Here is a 24,428-nt window from a genome sequence, read left to right on the forward strand (position 1 = left end):
ATGAAAACGTTTGTTAGTACCCTTATCGTAGCTTTTATTTTCCTTACGATATTGTTCCTTGTTTTTACACCTAACTCACTTTTCCCCAGTATCGCCAATTGTAATCCAAACGGCTATAAAGAAGGGTCTTATCTGGCCTATTGTGCAGAAGAACGTTATGGCGATTACGAACATTGGGCTTTTTTAAATAACGCAGAACTAGGGATTCAGGAAAATTTACTAAAAGCTGATATCCTCTTTTTAGGTAATAGCCGTACCCAATATGCTTTTTCATCACCTAAGACGGTCAACTATTTTAATAAACAAAAGAAAGACTTCTATGTCGCGGGTTTCGGATATAGCGAACAAGGTTTATTCGCTCGAAAACTCATACAGAATATTGGACTAAAGCCTAAATTAGTCGTCATTAATGCTGATCCATTTTTTACCGATTTCTCTTCGGCTATTTCCAAAGAGCTAGAAAAAACAGATATTCGCTTAACTCTAAAATATAAATTGAAAAAATGGCAACAAGGCTTGCACGAATATATTTGTAATTCTCAGAAAAATACAATTCTCTCTTCTTACTTATGTGGAGAACAACGCGTTTTATATCGCGAAATTGCAACTGGATTTTGGGATACACGTTTCTTTGCTAAGGATGGAGGGTATCCTGTTGATTACCTCAAAACAAACAACCTCAGCAAACGAGTTGAAGAATCATTACCATTTGCAAAAGCATTCTTACAAGAAACAGAGATCAAACCTGAGTGTGTAATTATTACTGTTATTCCACATGTCGCAACAGAACTGGATTTTGGAAAACAATTGGCCAAAAAATTAAACCTGCCAACAATTATCCCCAAAATTAATGGCTTGAAGACAAAAGATAAAACACACTTAAACCAAGACAGTGCCAATATATGGTTAGAAAGTTTCTATCACAAACTCACGCCATTCTTAAATAAATGCACCTAAAATAATCATTTCATCTCAGATAGAATTGGAAAGAGTACTTCCAGCGGATCGCTATATGTTTCGTCTTCTCCACTTAACGAAGCTGAAAGGTCTGTTCCCATTTTTGGTAATCGCGGTGTAAAAAACGCCACTTTTGGATACTTATCTTTTAAAGACTTCACCGCAACTTCCATAGCAGCTTTTGCCGATGCGTATTCACCAAGCTTTTGCGGTGGGTCTTCAACAAAAACACTGGATGGACTCATTACCTTTAACGTGAATTCCCCCACATAAGAAATATGTTCCAACACATTAATTAATCCATCGATATATGCACGACATAAATGTTCAAATAACTCTGTATCAAATACAAGAGCAGACGTATTCATTACCGGAGGTGATGCAAAATAATAGAGATGGGTAATTTGTCCATAATCAGATAAATTCTGATCAGAATTCATAATATCCCATGAGAAAACTGTATGTTCTTTGCCACTTTTGGAAATATCACTGTGAACTCTTTCTGCATCATCCTGCCCCATATGATACGATAAGTTAACTTCAGCGCCACCTGCCGCCAACATTTTTGAAACAACCTCACCAAGCCCGCGTGAGCCCCCAATCACCATTGCTTTCTGGTTCACAAAAAGATCATTTGGTATTGCTTTCTTAACATCTATATAAGCCTTCTGCTCAACGGGAGCAGGTCGAACAAAGGTTGTTAAATTCCCTTTCATTCCGACAGATGAAACACCAATCTCCACTAAATTCATCGCATCATAAAAAGCCTTAACTCCATATTTTAATGCCAGTTTCTGCCCTATAGGCTCTTCATCATCAAATAAAAGATCAATCTTTGAATAAATGGAATGTAATCCAGGACACTGCATACCAACGACTTGGGTCGTACCAAATATCTGGGCTAAATACTGATTACTAAAAAATTGACATGCATTTGGCGCAATTTCACTTAACGTTTTTTCATCCAATAACAAATCAACTTCCCCCTTAAGGGTGGTATATTCCTGTGGTTGAACTTCAACAGGAATATCTTTTTCATATAATTTATCAGCTATATTCTGATTGTGTTCTTCAGCAGATAACTCAAAAAATAAATTTATTGTAGCTGCTTTATTTTGTAATTTATCAAAAGCAATAATTTTACATTTACTCTCATTAAGTTGCTGAATATCATAATAAACTGTCTCACCTACTCTTGCAGCTTTATGAAACGTTGCCTTTGTACGAGAAACTTTTCTAAAGGTGTTACTATGTTCGGCTAACACATCAAGGCCACTTAATAGAATATAAATGCCATGAACAATTGAATGTTGAAAAATTGTTCTTCTTGCACCAACACTATCCACATGAACTGGATTAAAGTCCCCACTTAAAGCCGCGAATTTTCTTACTTTTTCGCTCGTAAAAATATATTCCGCTTTCATTTTAATCCCCAATTCATTTAATAAATTTACGACCTAATATAAACGTTAAAAGCATCCTGTAAATATTTGCACCCCATTCGCCCATCAGTTTAAGCATCAATCTTGCACATGCATATCGTGAAGTTTCACTTGAGAAGCTCAAGGCAATTATGTATACCGAGATGATATTTTTGAACGCTTAATACATTTATTATTTCTATATAAAATTATCTTATTTTCTCTAAACAAGGCACCAGTCACAATGGAATTAGACGAAGCAAAAGAAATTTCGGGCAGTACACAAATGCTCATCGAGAGTCTTTTAGCAGATTGGCCAGAACATCGTGCTTTTTTAGAGAAAAGCTTCAAATCACATCCCGACGAGCATATTGAAATATTATCACAATTAGCGACAGATATTGCCTTACTCTGTGAAAACAATCCAAAGGAACTCATCGAAGGTTATCGATGGATGTGCGATAGCTTCACCACAGAAGAGCTTTATTTCCGTAGAGAAGGAAGCTATCGCTGTAAAACGGTTGCGCAAGCTATAGAGGAAACATATAGCAATAATCAAATTATGAAATGGTATATGGATGGATTATTGCTCTCCCAATTAATGTGGAGTAATCATGCACATGCATATATATGGTTTCTTGAGAATTTCATCACTCTTCTACCTAATAATTATAACTATCTGGAAATTGGCTGCGGTCACGGCTTATACATTACCCAAGCAGCGCGAGATCCAAAGTCAAAATCTCTAACTGGCTGGGATATAAGTGAAAAAAGCATTGAAAAAACTCGTAATTCACTTGAAGTTTTCAATGCAATAGAAAATGTCACGTTACAACAAAGAGATATTTTTGCTGATAACACCGATGGTAACTATGATGCACTTGTCTTAAGTGAAATTCTTGAACACTTAGAAGACCCAAAAGCTGCTCTTAAAAAGCTTCATAATCAATTATCAACCAACGGTCATCTTTTTGTAAATGTCCCCTTAAATAGTCCTGCGCCTGACCACATCTATCTCATCCGTACAATCGAAGAAGCTGTCGAATTGGTTAATGAGTGTGGATATAAAGTTTTGAAATCCGAAGGTTTCCCCATGACAGGATACAGCTTGAAACGTGCACAAAAAGCAGATGCAACAATTACCTGTGTAATCGTTGCACAAAAAATATAGAACAATATATGACCTAAGGAGTCCAAGCCTATGAAACTTGAAGAAGTTATCGAAAAAATGACACCAATTTTCCAAGATATTCTGGATATTGATGATCTAATTCTTACCCCAGAATTAAGTGCCGATGAAATTGAAGAATGGGATAGCCTTTCACATATTCGCCTTATCGTTGCTCACGAAGTTGAATTCAAAGTTAAATTCACGACCAATGAAGTCAATGAGCTAGATAATGTCGGCCAGCTTGCTGAACTCATCATTTCAAAAGCCTAGTAATTAATATTTTTTGACGTTCATAAAATACAACTTCATTAAAGTCCCATAGAATCAAATAAAAAACTGAATTCCACTCAAAGCAACTGCTTCCATAAAATACATTTTAATGGTAAAGGTTTCATTCAAATTCACTCTGGAAATATATAGACCTGTCATATGCAAACCGAACATCAGGAACATCACGAGATTGAAGGCTCCTCAGACCGTAGTTTTGGTCTGACGGTTGGCGGGATTTTAGCGCTGATTGAAGCCTATCGTCTCTTTTCCAGCGGCACTATTGATACGATTGGTATTGTCCTTCTCTCTATCGCAACCCCTTTAATGGTTCTTGGCCTTATCTATCCTTCAGTTTTAGCCCCTCTGAACAGGGCTTGGATGAAACTGGGTTTGGTTATGTTCAAGATAGTCAACCCGATCATCATGTTTGCGGTTTATATCATTACCATTGTCCCCATTGGGCTGATCTTGAAAATGGTTGGTAAAGACCCGCTTAACCTTAAGCTGGATAAATCCGCGACATCCTATTGGATTGAGCGCGACCCCGCTGGCCCTAAACCTGAATCTATGAAAAATCAATTCTAAGAGACTTTACACTCATGTCATTTATCATCGAACTTTGGGCGTTCATGAAAGAACGCAAAAAATTCTGGCTTCTGCCAATCATCCTCGTGATGGTTCTCTTTGGTGGCCTTCTTGTTCTGGCGCAAGGTTCTGCCGTTGCCCCGTTCATCTATACCTTATTCTAGGATGTCAGACTGATGAGAATTCTCGGTATCTCTGCTTTTTATCACGATAGTGCCGCTGCCCTTATTGAAGACGGCGTCATTATTGCTGCCGCTCAAGAAGAACGCTTTACCCGCAAAAAACACGATGCCGGTTTTCCTGCTGAGGCCGTCCAATATTGTCTAAGCGAAGCTGGTGTCGACATGAAAGACGTCGATTATGTGGCTTTCTATGACAAACCGTTTCTAAAATTCGAGCGCCTGCTTGAAACCTATCTGTCTTTTGCCCCGTCCGGTTTTCGCTCATTTAAAACAGCTATTCCGGTTTGGCTCAAAGAAAAGCTCTTCCAAAAAGATCTCCTGCGCAAAGAGTTTAAAAAATACGACCCTGACTTTGATTGGATGAATAAACTGCTTTTTGCAGAACACCATCAAAGCCATGCTGCCAGCGCTTTTTATCCAAGCCCCTTTGAAGAAGCCGTGATCCTCACCATGGATGGGGTTGGTGAATGGGCCACAACCTCGGTTGCCATTGGTCGGGGCAACAAGATGGAGATGGTCAAAGAAATCCATTTCCCCCATTCTCTTGGTCTACTCTATTCCGCCTTTACTTATTATACGGGTTTTCGGGTTAATTCCGGTGAATATAAGGTCATGGGTCTCGCCCCTTATGGGGAGCCAAAATATAAAGACCTGATCATGGATAATATCATCGATGTGAAAGACGATGGATCTTTTCGCCTTGATATGTCCTATTTCAACTATTGTACCGGTTTGACAATGACCAATCAGAAGTTTGCTGATTTGTTTGGCAAACCTGTGCGGGGTCGCGACGGTGAAGACCTTGAACAATTTCATATGGATATTGCCGCTTCCGTTCAAGCCGTCACCGAAGAAGTGGTGTTGCGCCTGACACGGTCTTTGCGCGAAGAATATGGTATCGAAAACCTCTGTCTGGCCGGTGGTGTGGCGCTTAACTGTGTGGCCAATGGTAAAATCCTGCGCGATGGCGCCTTTAAAAACATCTGGGTTCAACCTGCTGCAGGTGATGCAGGTGGCGCCTTGGGGGCTGCTTTAGCCGCACATTATCATCATAAAGGGGCTGAGCGGGTTGCTGATACGGGCAAAGACTTCATGCGCGGCTCTTACCTCGGCCCTGTGTTTGAACAAAGTGATATTGAAGAGCGTCTGAAAAAAGCCGGCGCGGTGTTTGAAACCCTTTCCGATGACGAAACGATCCAGAAAACCGCGGATGCTATGGCGTCTGAGCGCGCGATCGGCTGGATGCAAGGCCGCATGGAATTTGGCCCACGCGCCCTTGGGGGACGTTCCATCATTGCAGACCCGCGTTCGCCAAAAATGCAGAAGATTTTGAACCTGAAGGTAAAATATCGCGAGTCTTTCCGCCCCTTTGCCCCCTCAGTCTTGCGCGAAGATGTGGGAGAATGGTTTGATCACGACCAAGACAGCCCTTACATGTTGATGGTGGCAGACGTTCATAAAAACAAACAAAAAGAAATGAGCGATGATGAAAAGGCCCTATTTGGCATTGAAAAGCTGAATGTGCCCAGATCGGAAATTCCAGCCATTACCCATGTTGATTATTCAGCCCGTATCCAAACCATCCATACGGACACCAACCCGCGCTTTCATGCGGTTGTCTCTGCCTTTAAAGAGCGCACGGGCTGCCCGGTTTCAGTGAACACCAGCTTTAACGTACGTGGCGAGCCGATCGTCTGCACCCCTGAAGATGCATTTCGTTGCTTTATGGGAACGGAGCTTGATAACCTTGTCGTCGGTAACTGCTTCTTGAAAAAAGAAGATCAGGACGAAAAACTGGCACTTGATTATAAAAATGCCTTTGAACTGGATTAAAATTCCATGCTGAAGAAAATATTCAAAACATTTGGTTTTTATTTCGGCCTCCTGCTTCTCACTATTATTCTGTTTGATGTCGCAGCCTTTTTCCTTGTACCAGACAAGCTCGTTAAACAATTCACACATTACCGTTGTGATGACTGTGTAAAAGTCACAGGCGTAAAAGGTAATGGTCGATACCCATATGACTATTTTGAAAATCATGATGAGCGCGGCTTTGATTTAGCACCAAACCGTCGCAATATGCTTCATACTGTTGATGGTAAAGCCTATCAAATCTGGTCAAACTCTCTGGGTTGTTACGATAAAGAACAAAGCCCCACGTCACCTTACGTTTATGTAGCCGGTGATAGCCAAACATGGGGCTATACACCTTATCGCCTTAAATTTGCCACGCGCCTTGAAGAAAAAACATCCGTGCCTGTGCTTAAATGTGGTGTCACCCACACAGGCCAAAAACACCAGCTCTCCAAGCTCAAAGCCATTGCTTCAAAGTTAAAAACCACGCCATCCATGGTTTTTGTCGGCTTTTATCCAAACGACATCCAAAATGACCTGGCCTATCCCCATACGGGTGTCATTTCAGGCTGGTTGAAGGATTATGCTGGTCTCTTAGATGATGGTAGCGGAACATTTTCACGTGATCCTCGCGATTTTAAAAAGTTAAAAGCTCAATATGCGCCACGCCTTCCCAGCCGTGAAAGCCAGCTGGCAAAACATGACTATATTAAGCTCAAACCGATCGGTCCTCATTACCGCTATATGTTGAGCTACAATATGTATAAAGCGGCAAAACGGGCTTGGAAAAGAAAGAAACAAGGCAAAAGAGTCAAATTTTCTGTGTATACAGCCCCATTTTTAGAAGCTGAAGGCCGCCTGAACTATCAAGGTAATCCAAATACCCTAGAACATAAACAAGCCCTTCAAGCTTTTAAAAGCTATGTGAACTCCATTAACTCCGGCCTTGCTATCATTCTAATTCCACCAAAAACAAATTGGGATGACAAAAACTACTTTACTGAAATAAAAGAGTTTTTAAACCAGAACCAGATTGCCTTTATTGATATGGCAAGTGCTTTTGCCAGCCAAAAAGAAATGTCCCTAAAAGATATTTACTGGAAGCATGATGGTCACTTGCGCGATGGCGGAAACCAACTTGTTGCCCAAGAAATGGAAAATTGGCTCCGTAAGAACAAACCAGCCCTGCTGACCAAATAATCTGGATTTAAAAATGTTTTCACTTAAAAATAAAAAAGTCTGGATTGCTGGTCACAAAGGCATGGTTGGTTCTGCCCTTGTCAGGCGCCTTGAGAAAGAAGAGTGCGACATACTCACTGTTGAACGCAGTGAAGTAGATTTAACCAATCAGGCTCAAGTCTATAGCTGGATGGAAAAAAACAAACCGGATTTAGTCTTTCTTGCGGCTGCAAAAGTTGGCGGGATCCATGCAAACAGCACGTATCCGGCTTCATTTATTTATGAAAACCTGATGATTGAATGCAACATCATTCATAGTGCTTATCAAGTCGGTGTTGAAAAACTTGTCTTTCTTGGGTCTTCTTGCATTTATCCAACAAAAGCCCCACAGCCAATGGCAGAAAGTGCCTTACTTACCGGACCGTTTGAGCCAACAAACGAATGGTATGCCATGGCAAAAACAGCTGGTATTAAACTATGTCAAGCCTATCGCCTTGAACATAATTGTGATTTCATCTCTGCCATGCCAACAAACCTCTATGGCATTGGCGATAATTTCCATCCACAAAACAGTCACGTACCTGCTGCGCTGCTGGCTCGCTTTCATGATGCCAAGAAGACGAACTTACCGGATGTAACCGTTTGGGGTACAGGAACGCCAACGCGTGAGTTTCTCTTTGTCGATGATCTCGCAGATGCCTGTGTTTTTATAGCTGAAAGTTACTCAGACCACGCCCATGTCAATGTCGGCACGGGCAAAGATATCTCCATTGGCGAGTTTGCAGGGTTAATTAAAGAGACCGTGGGTTATAAAGGCGAGCTTGTTTTTGATACATCAAAGCCCGATGGTATGATGCGCAAAGTCATGAATGTCGATAAATTGACAGAAATTGGCTGGAGCGCAAAAACAGAGCTACGCCAAGGCTTGGAAATATATTATCAATGGTTCTGCGATAATATTGACCATCTGCGCGCTGTATAAGCCCGTAATCAAAAGGAATATGTAATGGAAAAAAGAGCACTGATTACCGGCGTCACAGGCCAAGATGGCGCATATCTGGCAGAACTCCTGCTGGCAAAGGGCTATAGCGTCTGGGGTGTTAAACGCCGTTCTTCGTCCTTTAATACGGAGCGTGTTGATCACCTTTATGTAGACCCTCATGAAAAAGACCCAAAATTTCGCATGATCTATGGGGATATGACGGATTCAACAAACTTGATTCGCATTGTCCAAGAAGTTCAACCCACTGAAATTTATAACCTGGCGGCCCAAAGCCACGTACAGGTTAGTTTTGAAACTGCTGAATATACAGCAAATGCAGATGCCATTGGCACCTTGCGCCTGCTTGAGGCCATCCGTATTCTCGGCTTGGAAAAAACAACCCGTTTTTATCAGGCCTCCACGTCTGAACTATACGGTAAGGTCCAAGAAACGCCTCAAAAAGAAACAACACCTTTTTATCCGCGCTCCCCTTATGCAGCGGCTAAGCTCTATGCCTACTGGATCACAGTAAACTATCGTGAAGCCTATGATATGTTTGCCTCAAACGGCATTCTGTTTAACCATGAAAGTCCAATTCGTGGTGAAACTTTTGTGACGCGTAAAATTTCCAGAGCCGTTTGTGCCATTCATAAAGGCATGCAGGATAAACTTTACCTTGGGAACCTTGATGCTAAACGTGATTGGGGTCATGCCCGTGATTATGTTGAAGGCATGTGGCGTATTCTCCAACATGATGAGGCCGATGATTTTGTACTGGCAACGGGTGAAACCAACAGTGTGCGTACATTTGTTGAGCATGCCTTTGACGCTGTCGGCCATACCATTGAGTGGAAAGGCGACGGGGTAGACGAAATCGGACTTGATGCTGAAACGGGTAAAGAACTCATTGCCATTGATCCACGTTATTTCCGCCCAACAGAAGTCGAACTTCTTCTTGGGGATGCCACAAAAGCCAAAGAAAAACTCGGCTGGGAAGCAACAACAAAATTCCAAGACCTGGTAACGGAAATGGTTCAAGCAGATATGAAAAAAATCGAGCTTGAAACCAATCGTAAAGATCGCAGCAGTTAATTTAATGACACATAACACAAAAGAGATTCAAACTGTTTTGCTCAGTGGAGGAAGTGGTCAGCGTTTATGGCCCCTTTCACGATCCCAATATCCAAAACAACTCTTAACTTTGTGTGGTGATGATGCGCTCATCATTGGAACGGCAAAACGTGTACAAGGCAATGGCTTTAGCGACCCCATCATTATTTGTAATGAAGATCACCGTTTTCTTATTGCCAGCATGTTCCAACAAGCTGAAATTTCCTATCAGGATTTGGTCTTAGAACCCTTAGGGCGTAATACCGCCCCAGCCGCAGCTATTGCAGCACTACAGGCCTTAAAAAAAACTGACAAAGAGGATGCCTGCGTTTTACTGCTCCCTTCTGACCATGTCATTCCTGATATCGAGAATTTCCAAAAAACAATCCATAATGGCTATGATGCGGCCATGTCAGGACATATTGTCACCTTTGGTATCCATCCAACACACCCTGAAACAGGCTATGGATATATTGAAGCAGATACGACGACAGAAGTTCTTTCAACCCTAAAAGTCAAACGCTTCACGGAAAAGCCGGATATAGAACGGGCAAAAGCCTTTGTAAAAGACGGTAACTACTTCTGGAATAGTGGTATTTTCCTTTTCTCAGCCAATTCTCTAATTGCTGAATTAGAAAAACATGCCCCCGAAATACTGTCTTCTTGTAAAGACGCATTAAATAAAGCCTGCCCGGACCTTGATTTCCTTCGACTAGATAAAGCCGCTTATGAGAACTGCCCCTCAGACTCCATAGATTATGCCATTATGGAAAAAACCGACAAAGTCGTCACTCTTCCCGTCCAATTTAAAGAATGGAGTGATATCGGTTCATGGAATGCATTATGGGATTGGCACTCAAAAGATGAAAACGAGAATGTGACCATTGGCGATGTCATTTTGAAAGATACGTCTGGTTCCTACATCCATAGTGAGAAAGGCGTTTTAACCTCTGTGCTTGGTGTCGACAATATGGTCATTGTCAATACAGGAGACGCAGTACTGGTTGCTGAGCGTGGCAAGTCACAAGAGGTCAAGAAAATCGTTAATGAGCTTGCAACAGCCAAACGTGAAGAACATCTTTTTCATCAAACGGTTTATCGCCCTTGGGGTCATTACCGAACCTTGGCTAAAGGCGGACAATATCTGGTGAAAGAAATAGAAGTTTCACCAAAGTCAGCCCTTTCTACCCAATATCATCATCACCGTGCTGAACATTGGGTCGTTGTTGAAGGCACAGCAGAAGTTCTTCGCGGTGATGAAGAACTGACTGTACATGAAAACGAGTCTATCTTTATTCCCCTTGGTGCGATACATAAGCTCACCAACTCAGGGACCACACCTTTGCGATTGATCGAAATCCAAAGCGGTAGTTATTTAAGTGAAGATGACATCGTGCGGATTGATGATCACTACGGGCGAGCAAATTCATAATTTGACGTCATATCCTTATCGGAGTTTCAAACGTGAACATTACGTTTATTTCATCTTCGGCCGACAGGCTCTCAACAGTATTGAACCTTCCAAACTTTCAACAACTGACAAGAATAAAGGGAATTTCCTTTTACTTTCAAAAAGAACCTGTTCCATTTAGTAATATCATTCTAATAATGGGATATGATGCAAAGCAAATTAAGAAACTTAAAAAACAAAATCCTGAAGCAAAAATAGGTATTGTAGACCCTAGACCAGGAACCAGTAAAAAAATAATTTCACATGCTGATTTTATTGTCGCAAATGGGTGGGAAATGAAAGATTATTACGCTGATGTAATACCTAATATTTTTATTTATCCAATTTATACAGAAATTCCCAATTTTTCTCGCATCCATCAAAAGAAAAATAAGATATGTATTGGTTATCATGGAAATAAGGTAAATTTGCAAATTATGCAACCTATGATTAGTGACGCTATAAACAAATTGGGGCATGAGATACCAATAGAAATTCGTGCTTTCTATAATATAAGAAATCTAGGAAAACTATCAAAACCTATTTGTGAATCACATGTGAAATTCACACCCGTTCAATATAACGAAGAGGAAATATGTGATTTTCTTGCAAAGATAGATATTGGAATTGTACCCAATTATATTCCTTCCAAAATTACCTTATTAAACAACATTAAAACAAAATTTTACCGTGGTAAATTTAATGAAGCCAGCAATGACATGCTTGTTCGATATAAATGCACAGCAAATCCAGGGCGTCTCTTTTTCTTCATGCAAACTGGTATTCCCATCGTAACCGGCACACTCCCCTCTACGGGTCAGCTCATTAAAGATGAACATACTGGCTATCTAGCAAGTACATCCGGAGCTTGGTATCAAGCTCTCAAAAAACTCGCAACCTCAGCTGAAAAAAGAAACAGAATTGCTCAAGCTATGCATGAAGAATATTGTGAGCGCTTTGCGATCCCAAAATTAAACTACCAATTCGTAGACTTCCTTAAAACCCTTTAAAAGCCGCCAAAGCTATGTTGACCATTTTTAAAGAACTTCTCACTCTTGAGAATAAACAACGCAAATGGGGATATGCTGGCCTGTTTGTTCTTACGGTTATTAATTCCTTTTTAGAAGCCATCGGCATTGCCTTAGTACTTCCTCTTATCGGTGTGGTTGCCGATAGCAGCGTTATTCATGACTATAAACTGTTGCAATGGGTTTTTAATTTTCTCGGATTTAGTGAAGAGAAACATTTTATCTATTTTGTCTGTTTAAGTTTTGCCGGCGTTATTATCTTTAAAAACCTCTATATGGTTAGCTTCCATTATATTCAATTAAAGTTTATTGCCGCAGGGGCCGAGCGGATCAGCCGTAATATCTACGAATATTACCTTTATCTGCCTTTTAATCAGTTTATCAAGCGCAACAGCTCAGAAATGGTCAACAACATCACGCGCCAAGCCCGTGGTGTTTACAGCCTTGTTGCATCCGCCATCATCAATTTGAGTGCAGACAGTATGGTCGCCCTTATGGTTGTGGTTGTTTTAACGGTTGCCCAGCCCGTCATCGTACTTGTATCAGCCTTTATTCTGGTCCCGTTATTTTTCCTACAATATAAGCTCTATTCGAAAAAATTGGGCGATGCGGGAAACCATTCTCTTCAAGCTAGTGATGATCTGCTTTTTTGTCTACAAGAGAGCTTTAAATCCATTAAAGAAACGAAAATATCCGGCTCTGAAAACTATTTGGTTAAGCACTTCCTCGGTATTCAAGAGCGTGTATCGAAATACTGGATTGTCAGTCAGGTTCTAAACCGCCTTCCTTATCTGATTGCAGAATCAGTTATGGTCACTTGTGTGGTATCAGCCCTTTTCTATCTGCTGACAACCAATGAAACATCATCATCCATTTTTGCGACATTAGGTTTGATGGGGGCTGCCTTCATGCGCTTAGTACCCATGCTAAACCGCATTCTTGTCGGGGTTAATACCTTGCATGAATTTCGCTCAAGTATGGGCAATATCCACAAAGACCTCTCGGTTCCGCTTAATCAAGCTCCACAAAATGTTGCCCAAATTACTGACGCCATGCCATTTAGTGAAAAAGTCTCATTCCAAGATGTTACTTTTACTTTTGCTGACTCAAATGAAAGCATTCTACAAGATCTGAATTTTGAGATCAAAAAAGGTGAACTTATTGGTGTTGCAGGTGAGACCGGTTCAGGAAAAACCACATTAATTAATATTCTATGTGGTTTATTAACCCCTTCACAGGGAGAAATCCTTATTGATGATAAGGCAATTTCAGACCAAATTCGGGCCTGGCAGTTAAACCTTGCCTATGTTCCTCAAGCTGTCTTCATTTCTGATGACAGTGTTCGACGCAATGTCGCCTTTGGTGTTGAAGATCAAGATATTGATGATCAAAATGTTATAGAGGCTTTGGAAAAAGTTGCTTTAGGACCCGTGCTTAAAGATATGCCAGAAGGGCTAAATACGTCATTGGGGGAGCATGGTTCACGCCTTTCTGGTGGACAGGCCCAACGCCTAGGCATTGCCAGAGCCCTTTATCAAAACCGCAACATGCTTATTCTGGATGAGGCCACCTCTGCGCTTGATAATACCACAGAGCGTGAAATCAGCGGCGCGATTAATAATCTTAAGGGCGATAAAACAATTGTCGTCATTGCTCATCGATTAAACACTTTAAAAGATTGTGATAAAATCATTTTCCTGAAAAAAGGAAAAATCGATACAGTCGGTACCTATGAAGAGTTAAGCAAAGCTCGACCCGACTTCTTCAAAAAGACAGAAGAAAATTCGGTAAATTAAGTTGTCTAAGCCTTCTGTGGTGATTAAAGTTGCCAACAGTTCATAAAGAAACGACAAGTGATCGCATATGTCCAAAAATAAACTATTGGTTATCGAAGCCCACAGCGATGATTCAGCCATCAGCTGCCTAGGCTATCTTGAAAAATATAAAGACGAATATGAATTACATTTCATTCTTGCCACTGTCTCCGATATCCATATGCATCACTGTGGTGACCTGACCAGAGATGAGCGCCTAAAAGAATATGAAGCCTACATTCAATATTTAGGCGGTATTTGGCATCGTAACGACATTATTCCTTTTGATGCTGATGCAAAAATGGACCTCATTCCAAAACGAGACGTGGTTGCTCAGTTCGAAAAAGTCATCTCAAAAGTTGAACCTGAAATTCTCATCATGCAAGGTCCATCTTTCCATCATGACCATACGATCGTATATGAAGCTGTCATTGCGGCCACACGCCCAACAGCACGCCATTGCCCCAACGAAATGCTCATTATGGAAAACCCAACATATGTGCATTCCATTGGCCCTTCAACTGATTTTAAGCCCTCTACCTATTGCGCTCTCAGTGAAGAAGAAATGAATAGAAAACTGGATACGTTCCAAAAATTCTTCCCCAGCCAAATCCGCGAAAGTAAAAATTACCTCTCGCGCGAAGGCATTGCTGTTTGGGGCCGATATAGAGGTATTGAATGTCGCTCACTTTATGCTGAAGCCTTTCAGACATATATCCGAGTTATTTGAAAATGAAAATAACCATTCACCAGCCTGAACATATGCCATGGAGCGGATATTTCCATAAAATGGCTCAAGCAGACCAATATGTTTTGCTTGATAATGTCCAGTTTAAGAAAAACAACTGGCAAAACCGTAATCGTATCATTGATCGTGCGGGTAACGTTCTTTGGCTGAGTGTGCCTGTAAATATGAAGGGACATATCTCTTCTACAATCCGTGAGACAACCATCCAGAACTCTCAAAAATGGCAAAAAAAATACATTGGGCGTATTCGTGGGGCTTATGCAAAACACCCCTATTTTAAGGAATACTGGCCCGAGCTGGAAAATATTCTCACAACTGAATATGATTTCATCTGGCAACTCAATGTTCGATTAATCGAGTTTTTCAAAAATATCTTGCTCATAGAAACACCCCTAGTGTTTGCTTCTGATCTAGAAACCCATGGAAATAGTACAGATTTATTGCTGAGCATTTGTCAGGCCTTAAACGCGGATACCTACATATCTGGACCTGATGGTGCCTCTTATATGGAGCTTGAAAAATTCGCTCAGGTAAAGGTCGATATTGTTTTTCATTCATTCAAACCACCTGTTTATGAAGCACGCAATTTCGAGCCAGGCCTATCAACACTTGATCTCATTATGAATTGCGGCCCTGACTCCAGAGAAATTATCGGTCTTTAAATATGCAGCCTGCCATAAACGATATTGCAGAACAGCTTAAGAAATCACCTAAAAAGAAACTCGTCTGCCTCTCAACAACAGCAAATGTTAATAACCCCGATTTCTATGTCGGCTCATTTAGAGAAACATCCACCACCCTTGCTGCAAATTTCATTTTTGCCTCTCTTGATCAATTAGCTACAACCATTGAAACCTTTGATCCTTTCATTGATGCCTTTCTCATTGATTGTGAATATAAAAATGAAATCAATGACCTTTTAAAAGCGGCCCAAAAACTCATCAAATACAGCCCTGTCCTATCCTATAAACCAAATGATATTACTGTAGATGCGTTGGATATGTGGGTTTCACTTTCTCTTCCAGAGATTGAAGACCAGAAGGTCTCCATCATTGGAGCTGGTAATATTGGCGCAAAGATCGCGCTTAAACTTGCTGAGCGCGGTGCGCATGTTGCCTTATTTGGTCGCGATTTTCCTAAAACAGAGAAAATTGCTGAAAGCCTTGGCCTGATTTTACGTGGTAATGGCTCAATCAAGAGTGCCTTAACACAAGAAGAAGCGGCTCAAAACAGCTTATTATTGCTAGGTTGCACACCGGGCATTGCTTATATTAGCCCTGAATCTGTTGAGAACCTCCACCCAAAGGCAACCCTCATTGATGTAGGTAATGGGACCTTAACAACAGAGGCTATCAAAAAAGCAAATGATAAAAACCTCACTCTTTTATGTTTAAGTCCCAATGCAGGTTATGCTGGATTTATTGAACATTGGGAACAAGCCCAGCTTATGTTAAATAAACTTGGTCGCAAAACCTTAGAAAATGGTGTATCGCTTATTTCACCGGGCCTAATTGGTCAAAAAGGTGATGTTTTAGTTGATGATCTTCATAGCCCTTCGCGTATTATTGGTGTATGTGATGGCAAAGGTGACATTCTAAACGAGCGAGAGGCTCGTCCATATCGGGAAAAAGTGAAAGAATATGATCTCAAATAGCAAAATTCTCATTACAGGTGGCACAGGTTCATTGGGCCGTGAACTTGCAAATGTCTTGGCACAAAACAACAATGAAATCATTGTCTATTCCCGTAATGAAGAACGCCAGTTTGATATGAGCCAAGATCTTAAAGGGCTCCCTATACAGTATAGAATTGGGGATGTACGTGATATTCAATCCCTTAAAAGCGCCTTATATGGTTGCGATATTGCCATTCACGCCGCTGCCATGAAAGACCTGATCATGTGCGAGGCCCAAGCAGCACAATGTGTGATGAATAACATCATTGGCACCATGAATTTCCTTCAAGCAGTCAAGGAAACGCCCAGTGTAACAAAAGCTGTAGGCGTGAGTACGGATAAGGCTGCTTCCCCATCAAATGTTTACGGTTGTAGTAAATACATCATGGAACAATTGGTTCATGAGGCTGCCAGAACATCTGAATGTATTTTCAGCTGTGCACGCTTTGGCAATATGATCGACTCAACGGGTTCCTTGATCAGTACATGGAAAGCAAACCCGACAACTGAGGTTAAACTGACACACCCTGATGTGGCACGTTTCTTCTTTACAGTGAATGATGCAGCCTTGACCGTGATTGAAGGTTTAGAAAATGCCAAAAGCGGTGAAACACGTATCAAGAAAATGAAGGCTGCGCGTATCTATGATATTTTGCGCCTGATTACCAAGCGTACAGAATTTGAAATCATGGGCCTTTTCCCCGGTGAAAAAGTTCATGAAGAACTGGTCAGTGATAACGAGGTTCGTTTTTGCCATGACGATGGTGATTTCTATGTCATTCGTCCAGACCAAATCAATGATACACCACCAGATATGTTCTCTACTGAAAATGCAAGCTACTTTGACGACCAAGAGCTATCTGAGCTTATGGGCCTTTAATGCTTAATTTCTTCAAACGTAAACTGTCCAGTTTAAAGTTACGCCAAATGCGGGCATCAGGTCGTGTTGTCATGCAAGATATTGGACCAGCGCACCTAACTAAAAAAGCGCTATTGCACTATACACTCGATTCAACGTTCCAGCCCCATTTACAAAAAGATTACAGACATACTTTTTTATGGGAAAGCTCCGAGCTAGTTAGGATTCTTAATAAATTCGGCTTCAGGGTTGATATTGTTGATCGCACCAACACAAACTGGATGCCCAAAGACGACTATGACCTTCTCATTAGTAATGCCTCTGGAAATTCTGGCAAGCTTTATCCGACTTACGCCAAGCTAACACCCCGTGCAACAAAGGTGTTTTATGCATTAGGGCCAGAACCCCTACATGCAAATGAAAGAACCCTACAAAGGTATGATTTTGCAGGTCAAAGAACTGGAAATGATGTGTCTGCCATGCGAGTCATGGATAAAGTAGATATTAATAGCTGCATGAAAATCAGCGATGCCATCATTGTTTTAGATGACAATGGGTATTCAAGCTCGACATATTCTTCTTATAAGTTACCAATATACTGGGTCAGTCCCTCATCAAGTCCCAAAGCGCTTTATGAAACGAGTTTTATAAGGAAACGGAAACGAAATACTTTTCTAGCTTTTGCAGGCAATGGCTTCATTGCTAAGGGCATGGACTTACTTGTAGAAGCCTTTGAAAACCTGCCCGATTGCAACCTGATCATTGCAGGACCACATAGTGATAAAACATTCTGGTACTTATATGGTACACGCATTCAAAATGCAGATAATATCTCCTATGAAGGTTTTTTAACCATTGGTGATGAAAAATATAATCGTTTTGTTTCACAATGTTCCTATGTCATCGCACCTGTCGCCTCTGAAGGTGTTTGTACTTCTGTAACTACTTGTATGTGTTCTGGCCTTGTACCAATTGTACCTCATGAATCTGGTGTGGATATTTCATCAACAGGCCGCTACTTAACGAGCGACATGATGACCTTAACAGATGATATTATTGAAATCGTAGGACAATACAGCAAACTATCTGACAAAGAGTATGCACAAAAAGTTTCTGCAACCCTTCTCAAGTCTCAAGATTTCTCTCAAGCTTCATTTACCAAAAGCTGGTCAATTGCACTTGCAAATGTCCTGTGTGACATAGAAAAGCTCGCAGAATAAAAAGGTCGTTTTCTTCTATTTGAGAAAAGGCTATAAGTGCTTCAATCAAAGTCATATTGAGCACACGGGTTTTATTTATGAAAAATATCGTATCAGCACTTAAACAAAAGATTTTCGGTGCTGCCCCTTCAGATAAAAGTAATCATTTACCAAAACAAATAAAAATCCCCTGTGATTTTCATATTGATGATGCATTTTCAACGAGCAAAGAAAATTCTTCGTCACTGACTGTAAAGACTGGTGATGAATTTCATGCCCTCACACCAACCCATTGGAAACTGGCTATGGTTGGCCTTTCCAAAGACGGTAAAAAACTGATAAAAATCGGCATTGATATGCACCCGCTTCGCCGTATCACCATGCATGATGAAATTAAAGTGATTCAGCACCTTAATGATCAAAACTGTATCAGCTGCCCAAAAATGCATGACCATGGCATGCTTACTAAGGAAGACCTTCTTCAGGCTTTAGAAGGTGACGCAAAACAGCTTGTTGCAGAAAAAGAAGCCAACGAGTTTCCTTATCTCATTTTAGATTATCTCCCCAGCGCCAAAGAAATTCCTTTTGGTGATGCTGTTCTGTCCTTGATTGAACAAAAAAGCCTTGGTGTCTATTGCGGGGACTTTAAGCCTAGAAACCTTAGATACGATGCTGATAAAAGCATCTGTTATATCGTAGATTATGATCAAGCCCTCATGCTCGATGATAAAACCAGCCAAATGCCCATGAATGATTTTATGCAATGGGCTGATGCTGAGGAACGTAAACAATTTGATAAAGATAATTTCCTGCGCCAATTTACGACATTTAAAGCCCGCAAAACGTTCTCAAAGATGTTTAAAGAAGGTTCCTTTAATCTGCTACACACAAGCTTGCTGCAAAAACAAAAAACAACACGCACAAGTGACGGTGTCTATCACACTATTAATCACCCTCTTGTTTATAGCGAAGGTGTACGAAGCCTTGATGAGCGCGTCGAACTACTCAGTAAACTCACATGGCAAAAAAATGAAAGAGTTCTCGATATTGGCTGTAATGCCGGTTTACTTTCATTTCACCTTGCAGACTTAGGATGTAGTGTCACTGGTGTCGATATGGACCCTGATATCATTACCCTTAATGGCTTTATTGCAAATATTATGGGCAAAACAGCACAGTTTGATTTCCTTGATCTAGATAACCGGGATATTCCCAATACATTTGATACCATTATTCTATTCTCTGTCCTTCATCATACTCAAAATGTGGAGGCCAATGCCAAAAAGGTTGCAAACAATTGCAATCGCATCATTATGGAATGTCGTTTGACTGAACGCGGCCTCAAACCTGTTGGAGAAGAATGGATTGAGACATCCAGATGGTCTTTCGACAATGTCGAAGGGCTAAAATCCTATTTTGAAGAAATCTTCCCCAGATTTATTGCCAATAGCGATGTCGGTTTAGGTGATCGAAACCGTTACATGATTGAACTCATTAAAAAATAGGACTTACTCACCGTGTCAAACCTCCCTGATGCAGCAGAAATTGCCAACGATATTGGCAGCTGGCTTGATGAAATGGCCGAAGGTCTTGAACCGGGACGCTTTAAATATTGTAAAACTGGCTCCATTACGCCATCTGGGGGCCAAGAAGCCGATATGGTGACATGCTTTGCCGTCAAAGCGGCATGGCAATGTGGGCAATGGGATAAATGGAGTGATGAGCGCAAAAAAGGCTGTATTAATTTTATCCGCAGTTTCCAGCGCGAAGACGGTTTTTTTTATGACCCATGGCTAAAAAAAAGCACCTATCTAAACTGGCGAGACTTTGCTTTTGCCGCCCTTGGACGATCAAACCTGTTCACGGCACCTGCACGACATAGAAAACAGCGCATTTTAAATGTCCGTGCTGAAACACGCCAAGCCATTGGCACCTTAATGATGGTTGGTGAAAAGCCAAACTATCCTGTACAAATGGAAGTCACCACCCCCGAACAAGTAACACAATATATCAATGATCTTGATTGGACCCATCCTTGGGGCGCAGGTAGTCATCTTAGTCATATTCTAATGATGCTCTCTGCAAACCGTAGCCTGTTTCAACAAACAGAACTCTATGACAAACTGGTTCCAGAAATCCTGAACTTCTTCAAAAGCATCTATCACCCCGAAGATGGGACTTGGTACAAAGGAAGCGTTACAGACAACCAGCTTAAAATCAACGGGGCTATGAAAGTCTATACAGGGCTCGGTTGGCTAGATGATGAGGTTTTCCCAAATAAAGCCGCCATTGATCTTGCCCTCTCAACACCTCTACCACAAGATGGCTGTGGTTTTACAAATAACCTGTTTGTTATTCAACGGGCTTCACGTGGTCTTAATAAACCCTATCGAGCTGATGAAATAAAAACACGTGCAAAAGAAGCCATAGAAATTGCCTTAAAAAACAAGAAAGAAGGGTCTAGCTTTTCATTCCAACGCCATGGGTCTCAAAAATATTATTATAGCCAATATACATCTAAAGGCCATAACGTCGCAGATATACATGGCACAGCCATGTTCACATGGGGTTTGGCCTTAGCTTTTGAACTACTGGGTAATGATGCACCTAAGGGAGCTGAAAACTGGCAAACCCATCGCCCTTAGAACAGGAATGAAATAATGTTAAAAAAATTTATTCTTCTGCTTGTAGCGGCACCTCTTATTCTCATTGCGTATGGTTATAACGTTTTCCACACAATCTACGTTGCGCCGGGACAATGGGATGAAAATATCCGTGAAATTGGCAATGTTATTAACTTTAAAGGCCGCCAGTTTTTCTATTATTCAGGAAAAATAGGTGCTAATGCAAAAGGAGATAATCAAGTCTTCTGCGGTGTTGCAGAGTTTAAAAATAACAAATGGAAAAAACTTGGGAAAATCGGAAATTTCCTATGCGAAGACCCTTATGCACTCGTACTAGATGATGAAATTGTTCTTCTTTATGAAGAAAAAATAGATATACCAGACTTAACAACAAGTGTCGCAAAAAGCACAGACGGTATTTCCTATAAACCAGTTCATCTTCGGGTGTTAAAACCTACTCAAAAAGGTTGGCAGAACTCAGATACCAGCAGCCCCATTCTTTTAAAAACGGAGCCTCATAAATTCGCCCTCATCTACGAAGCGCGTGGTGAAGGAAAAACACGTTTTAATCAGGGAAGTATTGCTGTCGCCTTCTCAGACAACCCTTATGTAGAAGGCTGGATTAAACCAACAGCCCCCTCTCATGAAGGAACCTATGAGCAAACCCTTTCTAGAGATGTATGGAATGGATATTTAGCACCTGATGATGTTATCAAAGTGAACGATGAATATATTTTCTCATTTCATGCACTAAGCCTGAATAAAGGCTGGTCTAGCAGCTTATGGAAAAGTACAGACCTCCAGAACTTTACATCTATTTACAGCTCACCCCTTTTCCCACAAGAAGATACTGTCATGATCTGGGATAAAGGCACTTGTATTGAATTTTTGGCGGAAAAAGAAGGACTTGGAGTTGGTCCGATCCATCCGGCCCTCTTTGACGATAAAGAGTATAACTATTGCTCAAGCTATGCTGAAAGAATAGGTTTCTATACATATGGTTTAGTTATAGATTTACAAAAATTTCTTATTCGTGGACAAAAATTTGTCATGCGCAAGCTTGACAGTTTTTTCTAATATTTTCTTTGGAAAAACAATATGTCTCAAGACTACTCAAAACTAGTGTCTTTCTTAGGTATAATTTTAAAGATTATCCCTTTAAGCCTCTTTGAAAAGCTTATTAAGGCACTGCTCTATGGGCGTTTAAGGGCAAACCCCTCAACGGAGGGCCTTAAGACTGCTCTAAAGCTCGATAACACCCTTTATGGTATCTGTGGTCAATTAGCAGTTTCTTACGACAACGGTAACCATGCAAAACAAAGATTAACTGGCTATATTGATAACTTTGCCCATTTGGCCACCAAGATGGATGGGCCCTATCTTGATATTGGCTGTGGCTCTGGTGTTTTATCTCATGCAATTGCTCAAAAAACACAACAAACAGTAACGGGTATTGATATTATTGAGAGTAAAGTAAAATCTGCTTCAAAGCGTTATAAGCAAAATAATCTTGACTTTATAGTAGGCGATGCAACACAAATGGCGTTGAATCAACAATATCAAACTATTATTCTATCTAATGTCCTTGAACATATTTCTGAGCGTGTCTCTTTTTTAAAAGCCCTCAATAACTATCATAACCCCGAACAATTTCTCATCCGTGTACCAATTTTTGAGCGTGATTGGCGTGTTCCATTAAAAAAAGAATTAAATATTGATTGGCGCCTTGATTCAACACATGAAACTGAGCATACAATTCGAGAATTTAAAGAAGAAATAACAAAAAGTGGTTTGCGGATTCATAGATCTGAAGTTAAATGGGGAGAAATCTGGGCTGTAGTGAAACCTAAAAATGAATCCTGAATAGGAAATTAAAATAATGAATAATGATAAAAACTGGTTTGAATTAAATCCTAAAAAAACAATATCATCTCTGTTTTTAATATTTATTTTTATTTGTATTTTATTAATTGAAATGACCCTATCAATTACTAAGAATCATACCATTGAAAACGGACAAAAAAGATATATCAGACTAAAAGAATTAAATATAAATTATCAAAATACCATTATTCCTGATATAGAATATATGAAAACTACCGATAGCTTAGTAAGAAAACCATATATTATTAATGTTGATAATAATGGCTTCATTAAACCTTCAAAAGTCCATGATGAAGCAGACAAAACTATTGTTTTTATTGGTGGATCAACGACTGAATGTCTATATGTAGATGAGTTTAAAAGATTCCCCTATTTGGTTGGGAAAAATTTAGAAGAAGAATTCAAACTTAAAATAAATTCATTTAATAGTGGTGTTTCAGGAAATAATAGCCTGCATTCAATTGATATTCTTATTAATAAAATTATACCAATGCAGCCAGACATAATAGTTTTAATGCATAATATAAATGAATTATCGACACTGATACATGAAGGAAGTTATTGGAACAACAACTCAAATAGATCACCTTTAATTACTTTAGAGGAACCAAAGATTAGTTATCTACTATTAAAATCAATAAAAGACTACTTAATACCCAATTTTTATACTGAAATCAAAAAAATTATTCATCGTTTTAAACACTCAAACAAACAAATAGATGAATTTTATAAGTCACGTAATAAAATAAATATAAACAAAGAAAAAATTTTAATAGATTATAAAAGAAATTTAGAGATATTTATTCATATTTCGAAATTGTCAGGAATACAACCCATATTAATGACACAATTTAATAGATTTAAAGAAAAACCAACTTCTCTACTTATGAAAAAGATGAAAACTCGTATTGAAAACAAATTAAACATAAACTATTCAGATTTTATAGAATTATACAAAAAAATAAATCATATTACCATTAAAGTAGCCCAAAAAAATAATATTTATTATATTGATTTAGATAAATTAATTCCTAAAGAAAGTAAATATATTTATGATTCTGTACACCTCAATACATTCGGTAGTACTTACACCTCAAAAATAATTTCAGCTTCTTTAATAAAAATGGGACTATTTAATTATAGACCCTTATCACAAAAGTAGGTGTCAATGCCGAGTTTTTCTTCGATTTCAGCAAAATGGGCGAACTCTGTTCCATAGCATATACGGAAGGAACACTTAACCACCTGTTTTATCCGTGAAACCCGTAGAGTAGAACGGGTAAAACAGGTGGTCATGATCAGCTAACAACCCTCTAAAATGAAGTATTGCAAAAACATTTTTAAGGATACCGACCATGACCAATATGCAGTATATGCCAAACAACATAGTCCTGGGTGGATTCAGGAGCGAAGTGCAACGGTTTGATTAAATGACA

Annotated in this window: 23 protein-coding genes; 22 read left to right on the forward strand and 1 reads right to left on the reverse strand. The window is 40.0% G+C overall.

Annotation, left to right across the window (positions count from 1 at the left end):
• Positions 1-957 carry a hypothetical protein gene (locus tag MTBPR1_RS07480; RefSeq protein WP_069186953.1) on the forward strand — a complete coding sequence of 319 codons (957 nt, stop codon included), beginning with the start codon at positions 1-3 and terminating at the stop codon, positions 955-957.
• Between the two features lie 5 nt (positions 958-962).
• On the opposite strand, the gene MTBPR1_RS07485 is transcribed toward MTBPR1_RS07480, so the two are convergent.
• Positions 963-2,381 carry an SDR family NAD(P)-dependent oxidoreductase gene (locus MTBPR1_RS07485; RefSeq protein WP_069186954.1) on the reverse strand — a complete coding sequence of 473 codons (1,419 nt, stop codon included), beginning with the start codon at positions 2,379-2,381 and terminating at the stop codon, positions 963-965.
• Positions 2,382-2,622: 241 nt separating this feature from the next.
• Here MTBPR1_RS07485 and MTBPR1_RS07490 point away from each other — a divergent pair, with 241 nt between their 5' ends.
• The 21 genes from MTBPR1_RS07490 (at position 2,623) to MTBPR1_RS07585 (ending at position 24,154) form a co-directional block, all read left to right on the forward strand.
• Positions 2,623-3,549, forward strand: coding sequence for a class I SAM-dependent methyltransferase (locus MTBPR1_RS07490; protein ID WP_069186955.1), 927 nt, complete (start codon positions 2,623-2,625; stop codon positions 3,547-3,549).
• A 30-nt stretch (positions 3,550-3,579) separates the two neighbouring features.
• Positions 3,580-3,819: an acyl carrier protein gene (locus MTBPR1_RS07495; protein WP_069186956.1), complete on the forward strand. Its 240-nt coding sequence runs from the start codon at positions 3,580-3,582 to the stop codon at positions 3,817-3,819.
• A gap of 159 nt (positions 3,820-3,978) precedes the next feature.
• A complete protein-coding gene (locus MTBPR1_RS07500) occupies positions 3,979-4,404 on the forward strand; it encodes an SxtJ family membrane protein (RefSeq protein WP_069186957.1) in 426 nt (141 codons plus the stop codon).
• Positions 4,405-4,418: 14 nt separating this feature from the next.
• Entirely contained in the window at positions 4,419-4,568 is a 150-nt protein-coding gene (locus MTBPR1_RS18115; protein ID WP_165602641.1) for a DUF5989 family protein, read from the forward strand.
• Positions 4,569-4,580: 12 nt separating this feature from the next.
• Positions 4,581-6,419, forward strand: coding sequence for a carbamoyltransferase family protein (locus tag MTBPR1_RS07505; RefSeq protein ID WP_069186958.1), 1,839 nt, complete (start codon positions 4,581-4,583; stop codon positions 6,417-6,419).
• A gap of 6 nt (positions 6,420-6,425) precedes the next feature.
• Positions 6,426-7,640, forward strand: coding sequence for a hypothetical protein (locus MTBPR1_RS07510; RefSeq protein WP_069186959.1), 1,215 nt, complete (start codon positions 6,426-6,428; stop codon positions 7,638-7,640).
• Between the two features lie 13 nt (positions 7,641-7,653).
• A complete protein-coding gene (gene fcl, locus MTBPR1_RS07515) occupies positions 7,654-8,601 on the forward strand; it encodes a GDP-L-fucose synthase (protein WP_069186960.1) in 948 nt (315 codons plus the stop codon).
• Positions 8,602-8,625: 24 nt separating this feature from the next.
• Complete coding sequence (gmd, locus tag MTBPR1_RS07520) at positions 8,626-9,693, forward strand: GDP-mannose 4,6-dehydratase (RefSeq protein ID WP_069186961.1); 1,068 nt, start codon at positions 8,626-8,628, stop codon at positions 9,691-9,693.
• 4 nt (positions 9,694-9,697) lie between these two features.
• On the forward strand, positions 9,698-11,143 hold the full coding sequence (locus MTBPR1_RS07525; RefSeq protein ID WP_083222966.1) for a mannose-1-phosphate guanylyltransferase/mannose-6-phosphate isomerase: 1,446 nt from the start codon (positions 9,698-9,700) through the stop codon (positions 11,141-11,143).
• Between the two features lie 32 nt (positions 11,144-11,175).
• A complete protein-coding gene (locus MTBPR1_RS07530) occupies positions 11,176-12,171 on the forward strand; it encodes a glycosyltransferase (protein WP_126465101.1) in 996 nt (331 codons plus the stop codon).
• 14 nt (positions 12,172-12,185) lie between these two features.
• Positions 12,186-13,985 carry an ABC transporter ATP-binding protein gene (locus tag MTBPR1_RS07535; RefSeq protein ID WP_069186963.1) on the forward strand — a complete coding sequence of 600 codons (1,800 nt, stop codon included), beginning with the start codon at positions 12,186-12,188 and terminating at the stop codon, positions 13,983-13,985.
• 67 nt (positions 13,986-14,052) lie between these two features.
• Positions 14,053-14,733 (forward strand): PIG-L deacetylase family protein, encoded by a 681-nt coding sequence (locus tag MTBPR1_RS07540; protein ID WP_069186964.1) that lies wholly within the window; start codon positions 14,053-14,055, stop codon positions 14,731-14,733.
• A gap of 2 nt (positions 14,734-14,735) precedes the next feature.
• Positions 14,736-15,413: a WbqC family protein gene (locus tag MTBPR1_RS07545; RefSeq protein WP_069186965.1), complete on the forward strand. Its 678-nt coding sequence runs from the start codon at positions 14,736-14,738 to the stop codon at positions 15,411-15,413.
• Positions 15,414-15,415: 2 nt separating this feature from the next.
• Positions 15,416-16,405 (forward strand): NAD(P)-binding domain-containing protein, encoded by a 990-nt coding sequence (locus MTBPR1_RS07550; RefSeq protein WP_069186966.1) that lies wholly within the window; start codon positions 15,416-15,418, stop codon positions 16,403-16,405.
• Positions 16,392-17,306 carry an SDR family NAD(P)-dependent oxidoreductase gene (locus MTBPR1_RS07555; protein ID WP_069186967.1) on the forward strand — a complete coding sequence of 305 codons (915 nt, stop codon included), beginning with the start codon at positions 16,392-16,394 and terminating at the stop codon, positions 17,304-17,306. The genes MTBPR1_RS07550 and MTBPR1_RS07555 overlap by 14 nt, the downstream gene beginning before the upstream one ends.
• Positions 17,307-17,377: 71 nt before the next feature.
• The gene (locus tag MTBPR1_RS07560; protein ID WP_126465103.1) at positions 17,378-18,505 is read left to right on the forward strand and encodes a glycosyltransferase; all 1,128 of its coding nucleotides are present in this window, start codon (positions 17,378-17,380) and stop codon (positions 18,503-18,505) included.
• Positions 18,506-18,582: 77 nt separating this feature from the next.
• Positions 18,583-19,989 carry a class I SAM-dependent methyltransferase gene (locus MTBPR1_RS07565; RefSeq protein WP_069186969.1) on the forward strand — a complete coding sequence of 469 codons (1,407 nt, stop codon included), beginning with the start codon at positions 18,583-18,585 and terminating at the stop codon, positions 19,987-19,989.
• A gap of 12 nt (positions 19,990-20,001) precedes the next feature.
• Entirely contained in the window at positions 20,002-21,129 is a 1,128-nt protein-coding gene (locus MTBPR1_RS07570; RefSeq protein WP_069186970.1) for a hypothetical protein, read from the forward strand.
• Between the two features lie 15 nt (positions 21,130-21,144).
• Positions 21,145-22,185, forward strand: a complete 1,041-nt coding sequence (locus tag MTBPR1_RS07575; RefSeq protein WP_069186971.1) for a glycoside hydrolase family protein — start codon at positions 21,145-21,147, stop codon at positions 22,183-22,185.
• A 21-nt stretch (positions 22,186-22,206) separates the two neighbouring features.
• A complete protein-coding gene (locus MTBPR1_RS07580) occupies positions 22,207-22,971 on the forward strand; it encodes a class I SAM-dependent methyltransferase (RefSeq protein WP_083222967.1) in 765 nt (254 codons plus the stop codon).
• Positions 22,972-22,987: 16 nt separating this feature from the next.
• The gene (locus tag MTBPR1_RS07585) at positions 22,988-24,154 is read left to right on the forward strand and encodes an SGNH/GDSL hydrolase family protein (protein WP_069186973.1); all 1,167 of its coding nucleotides are present in this window, start codon (positions 22,988-22,990) and stop codon (positions 24,152-24,154) included.
• Positions 24,155-24,428: the final 274 nt, after the last annotated feature.

Source organism: Candidatus Terasakiella magnetica, assembly GCF_900093605.1.
Lineage (GTDB): Bacteria > Pseudomonadota > Alphaproteobacteria > Rhodospirillales > Terasakiellaceae > Terasakiella > Terasakiella magnetica.

Bases quoted from the DNA above. Each gene is read 5' to 3' on its own strand.
- MTBPR1_RS07480 (WP_069186953.1), top strand. From the start codon at position 1: ATGAAAACGTTTGTTAGTACCCTTATCGTAGCTTTTATTTTCCTTACG.
- MTBPR1_RS07485 (WP_069186954.1), bottom strand. From the start codon at position 2,381: ATGAAAGCGGAATATATTTTTACGAGCGAAAAAGTAAGAAAATTCGCG.
- MTBPR1_RS07490 (WP_069186955.1), top strand. From the start codon at position 2,623: ATGGAATTAGACGAAGCAAAAGAAATTTCGGGCAGTACACAAATGCTC.
- MTBPR1_RS07495 (WP_069186956.1), top strand. From the start codon at position 3,580: ATGAAACTTGAAGAAGTTATCGAAAAAATGACACCAATTTTCCAAGAT.
- MTBPR1_RS07500 (WP_069186957.1), top strand. From the start codon at position 3,979: ATGCAAACCGAACATCAGGAACATCACGAGATTGAAGGCTCCTCAGAC.
- MTBPR1_RS18115 (WP_165602641.1), top strand. From the start codon at position 4,419: ATGTCATTTATCATCGAACTTTGGGCGTTCATGAAAGAACGCAAAAAA.
- MTBPR1_RS07505 (WP_069186958.1), top strand. From the start codon at position 4,581: ATGAGAATTCTCGGTATCTCTGCTTTTTATCACGATAGTGCCGCTGCC.
- MTBPR1_RS07510 (WP_069186959.1), top strand. From the start codon at position 6,426: ATGCTGAAGAAAATATTCAAAACATTTGGTTTTTATTTCGGCCTCCTG.
- fcl (WP_069186960.1), top strand. From the start codon at position 7,654: ATGTTTTCACTTAAAAATAAAAAAGTCTGGATTGCTGGTCACAAAGGC.
- gmd (WP_069186961.1), top strand. From the start codon at position 8,626: ATGGAAAAAAGAGCACTGATTACCGGCGTCACAGGCCAAGATGGCGCA.
- MTBPR1_RS07525 (WP_083222966.1), top strand. From the start codon at position 9,698: ATGACACATAACACAAAAGAGATTCAAACTGTTTTGCTCAGTGGAGGA.
- MTBPR1_RS07535 (WP_069186963.1), top strand. From the start codon at position 12,186: ATGTTGACCATTTTTAAAGAACTTCTCACTCTTGAGAATAAACAACGC.
- MTBPR1_RS07540 (WP_069186964.1), top strand. From the start codon at position 14,053: ATGTCCAAAAATAAACTATTGGTTATCGAAGCCCACAGCGATGATTCA.
- MTBPR1_RS07545 (WP_069186965.1), top strand. From the start codon at position 14,736: ATGAAAATAACCATTCACCAGCCTGAACATATGCCATGGAGCGGATAT.
- MTBPR1_RS07550 (WP_069186966.1), top strand. From the start codon at position 15,416: ATGCAGCCTGCCATAAACGATATTGCAGAACAGCTTAAGAAATCACCT.
- MTBPR1_RS07555 (WP_069186967.1), top strand. From the start codon at position 16,392: ATGATCTCAAATAGCAAAATTCTCATTACAGGTGGCACAGGTTCATTG.
- MTBPR1_RS07560 (WP_126465103.1), top strand. From the start codon at position 17,378: ATGCAAGATATTGGACCAGCGCACCTAACTAAAAAAGCGCTATTGCAC.
- MTBPR1_RS07565 (WP_069186969.1), top strand. From the start codon at position 18,583: ATGAAAAATATCGTATCAGCACTTAAACAAAAGATTTTCGGTGCTGCC.
- MTBPR1_RS07575 (WP_069186971.1), top strand. From the start codon at position 21,145: ATGTTAAAAAAATTTATTCTTCTGCTTGTAGCGGCACCTCTTATTCTC.
- MTBPR1_RS07580 (WP_083222967.1), top strand. From the start codon at position 22,207: ATGTCTCAAGACTACTCAAAACTAGTGTCTTTCTTAGGTATAATTTTA.
- MTBPR1_RS07585 (WP_069186973.1), top strand. From the start codon at position 22,988: ATGAATAATGATAAAAACTGGTTTGAATTAAATCCTAAAAAAACAATA.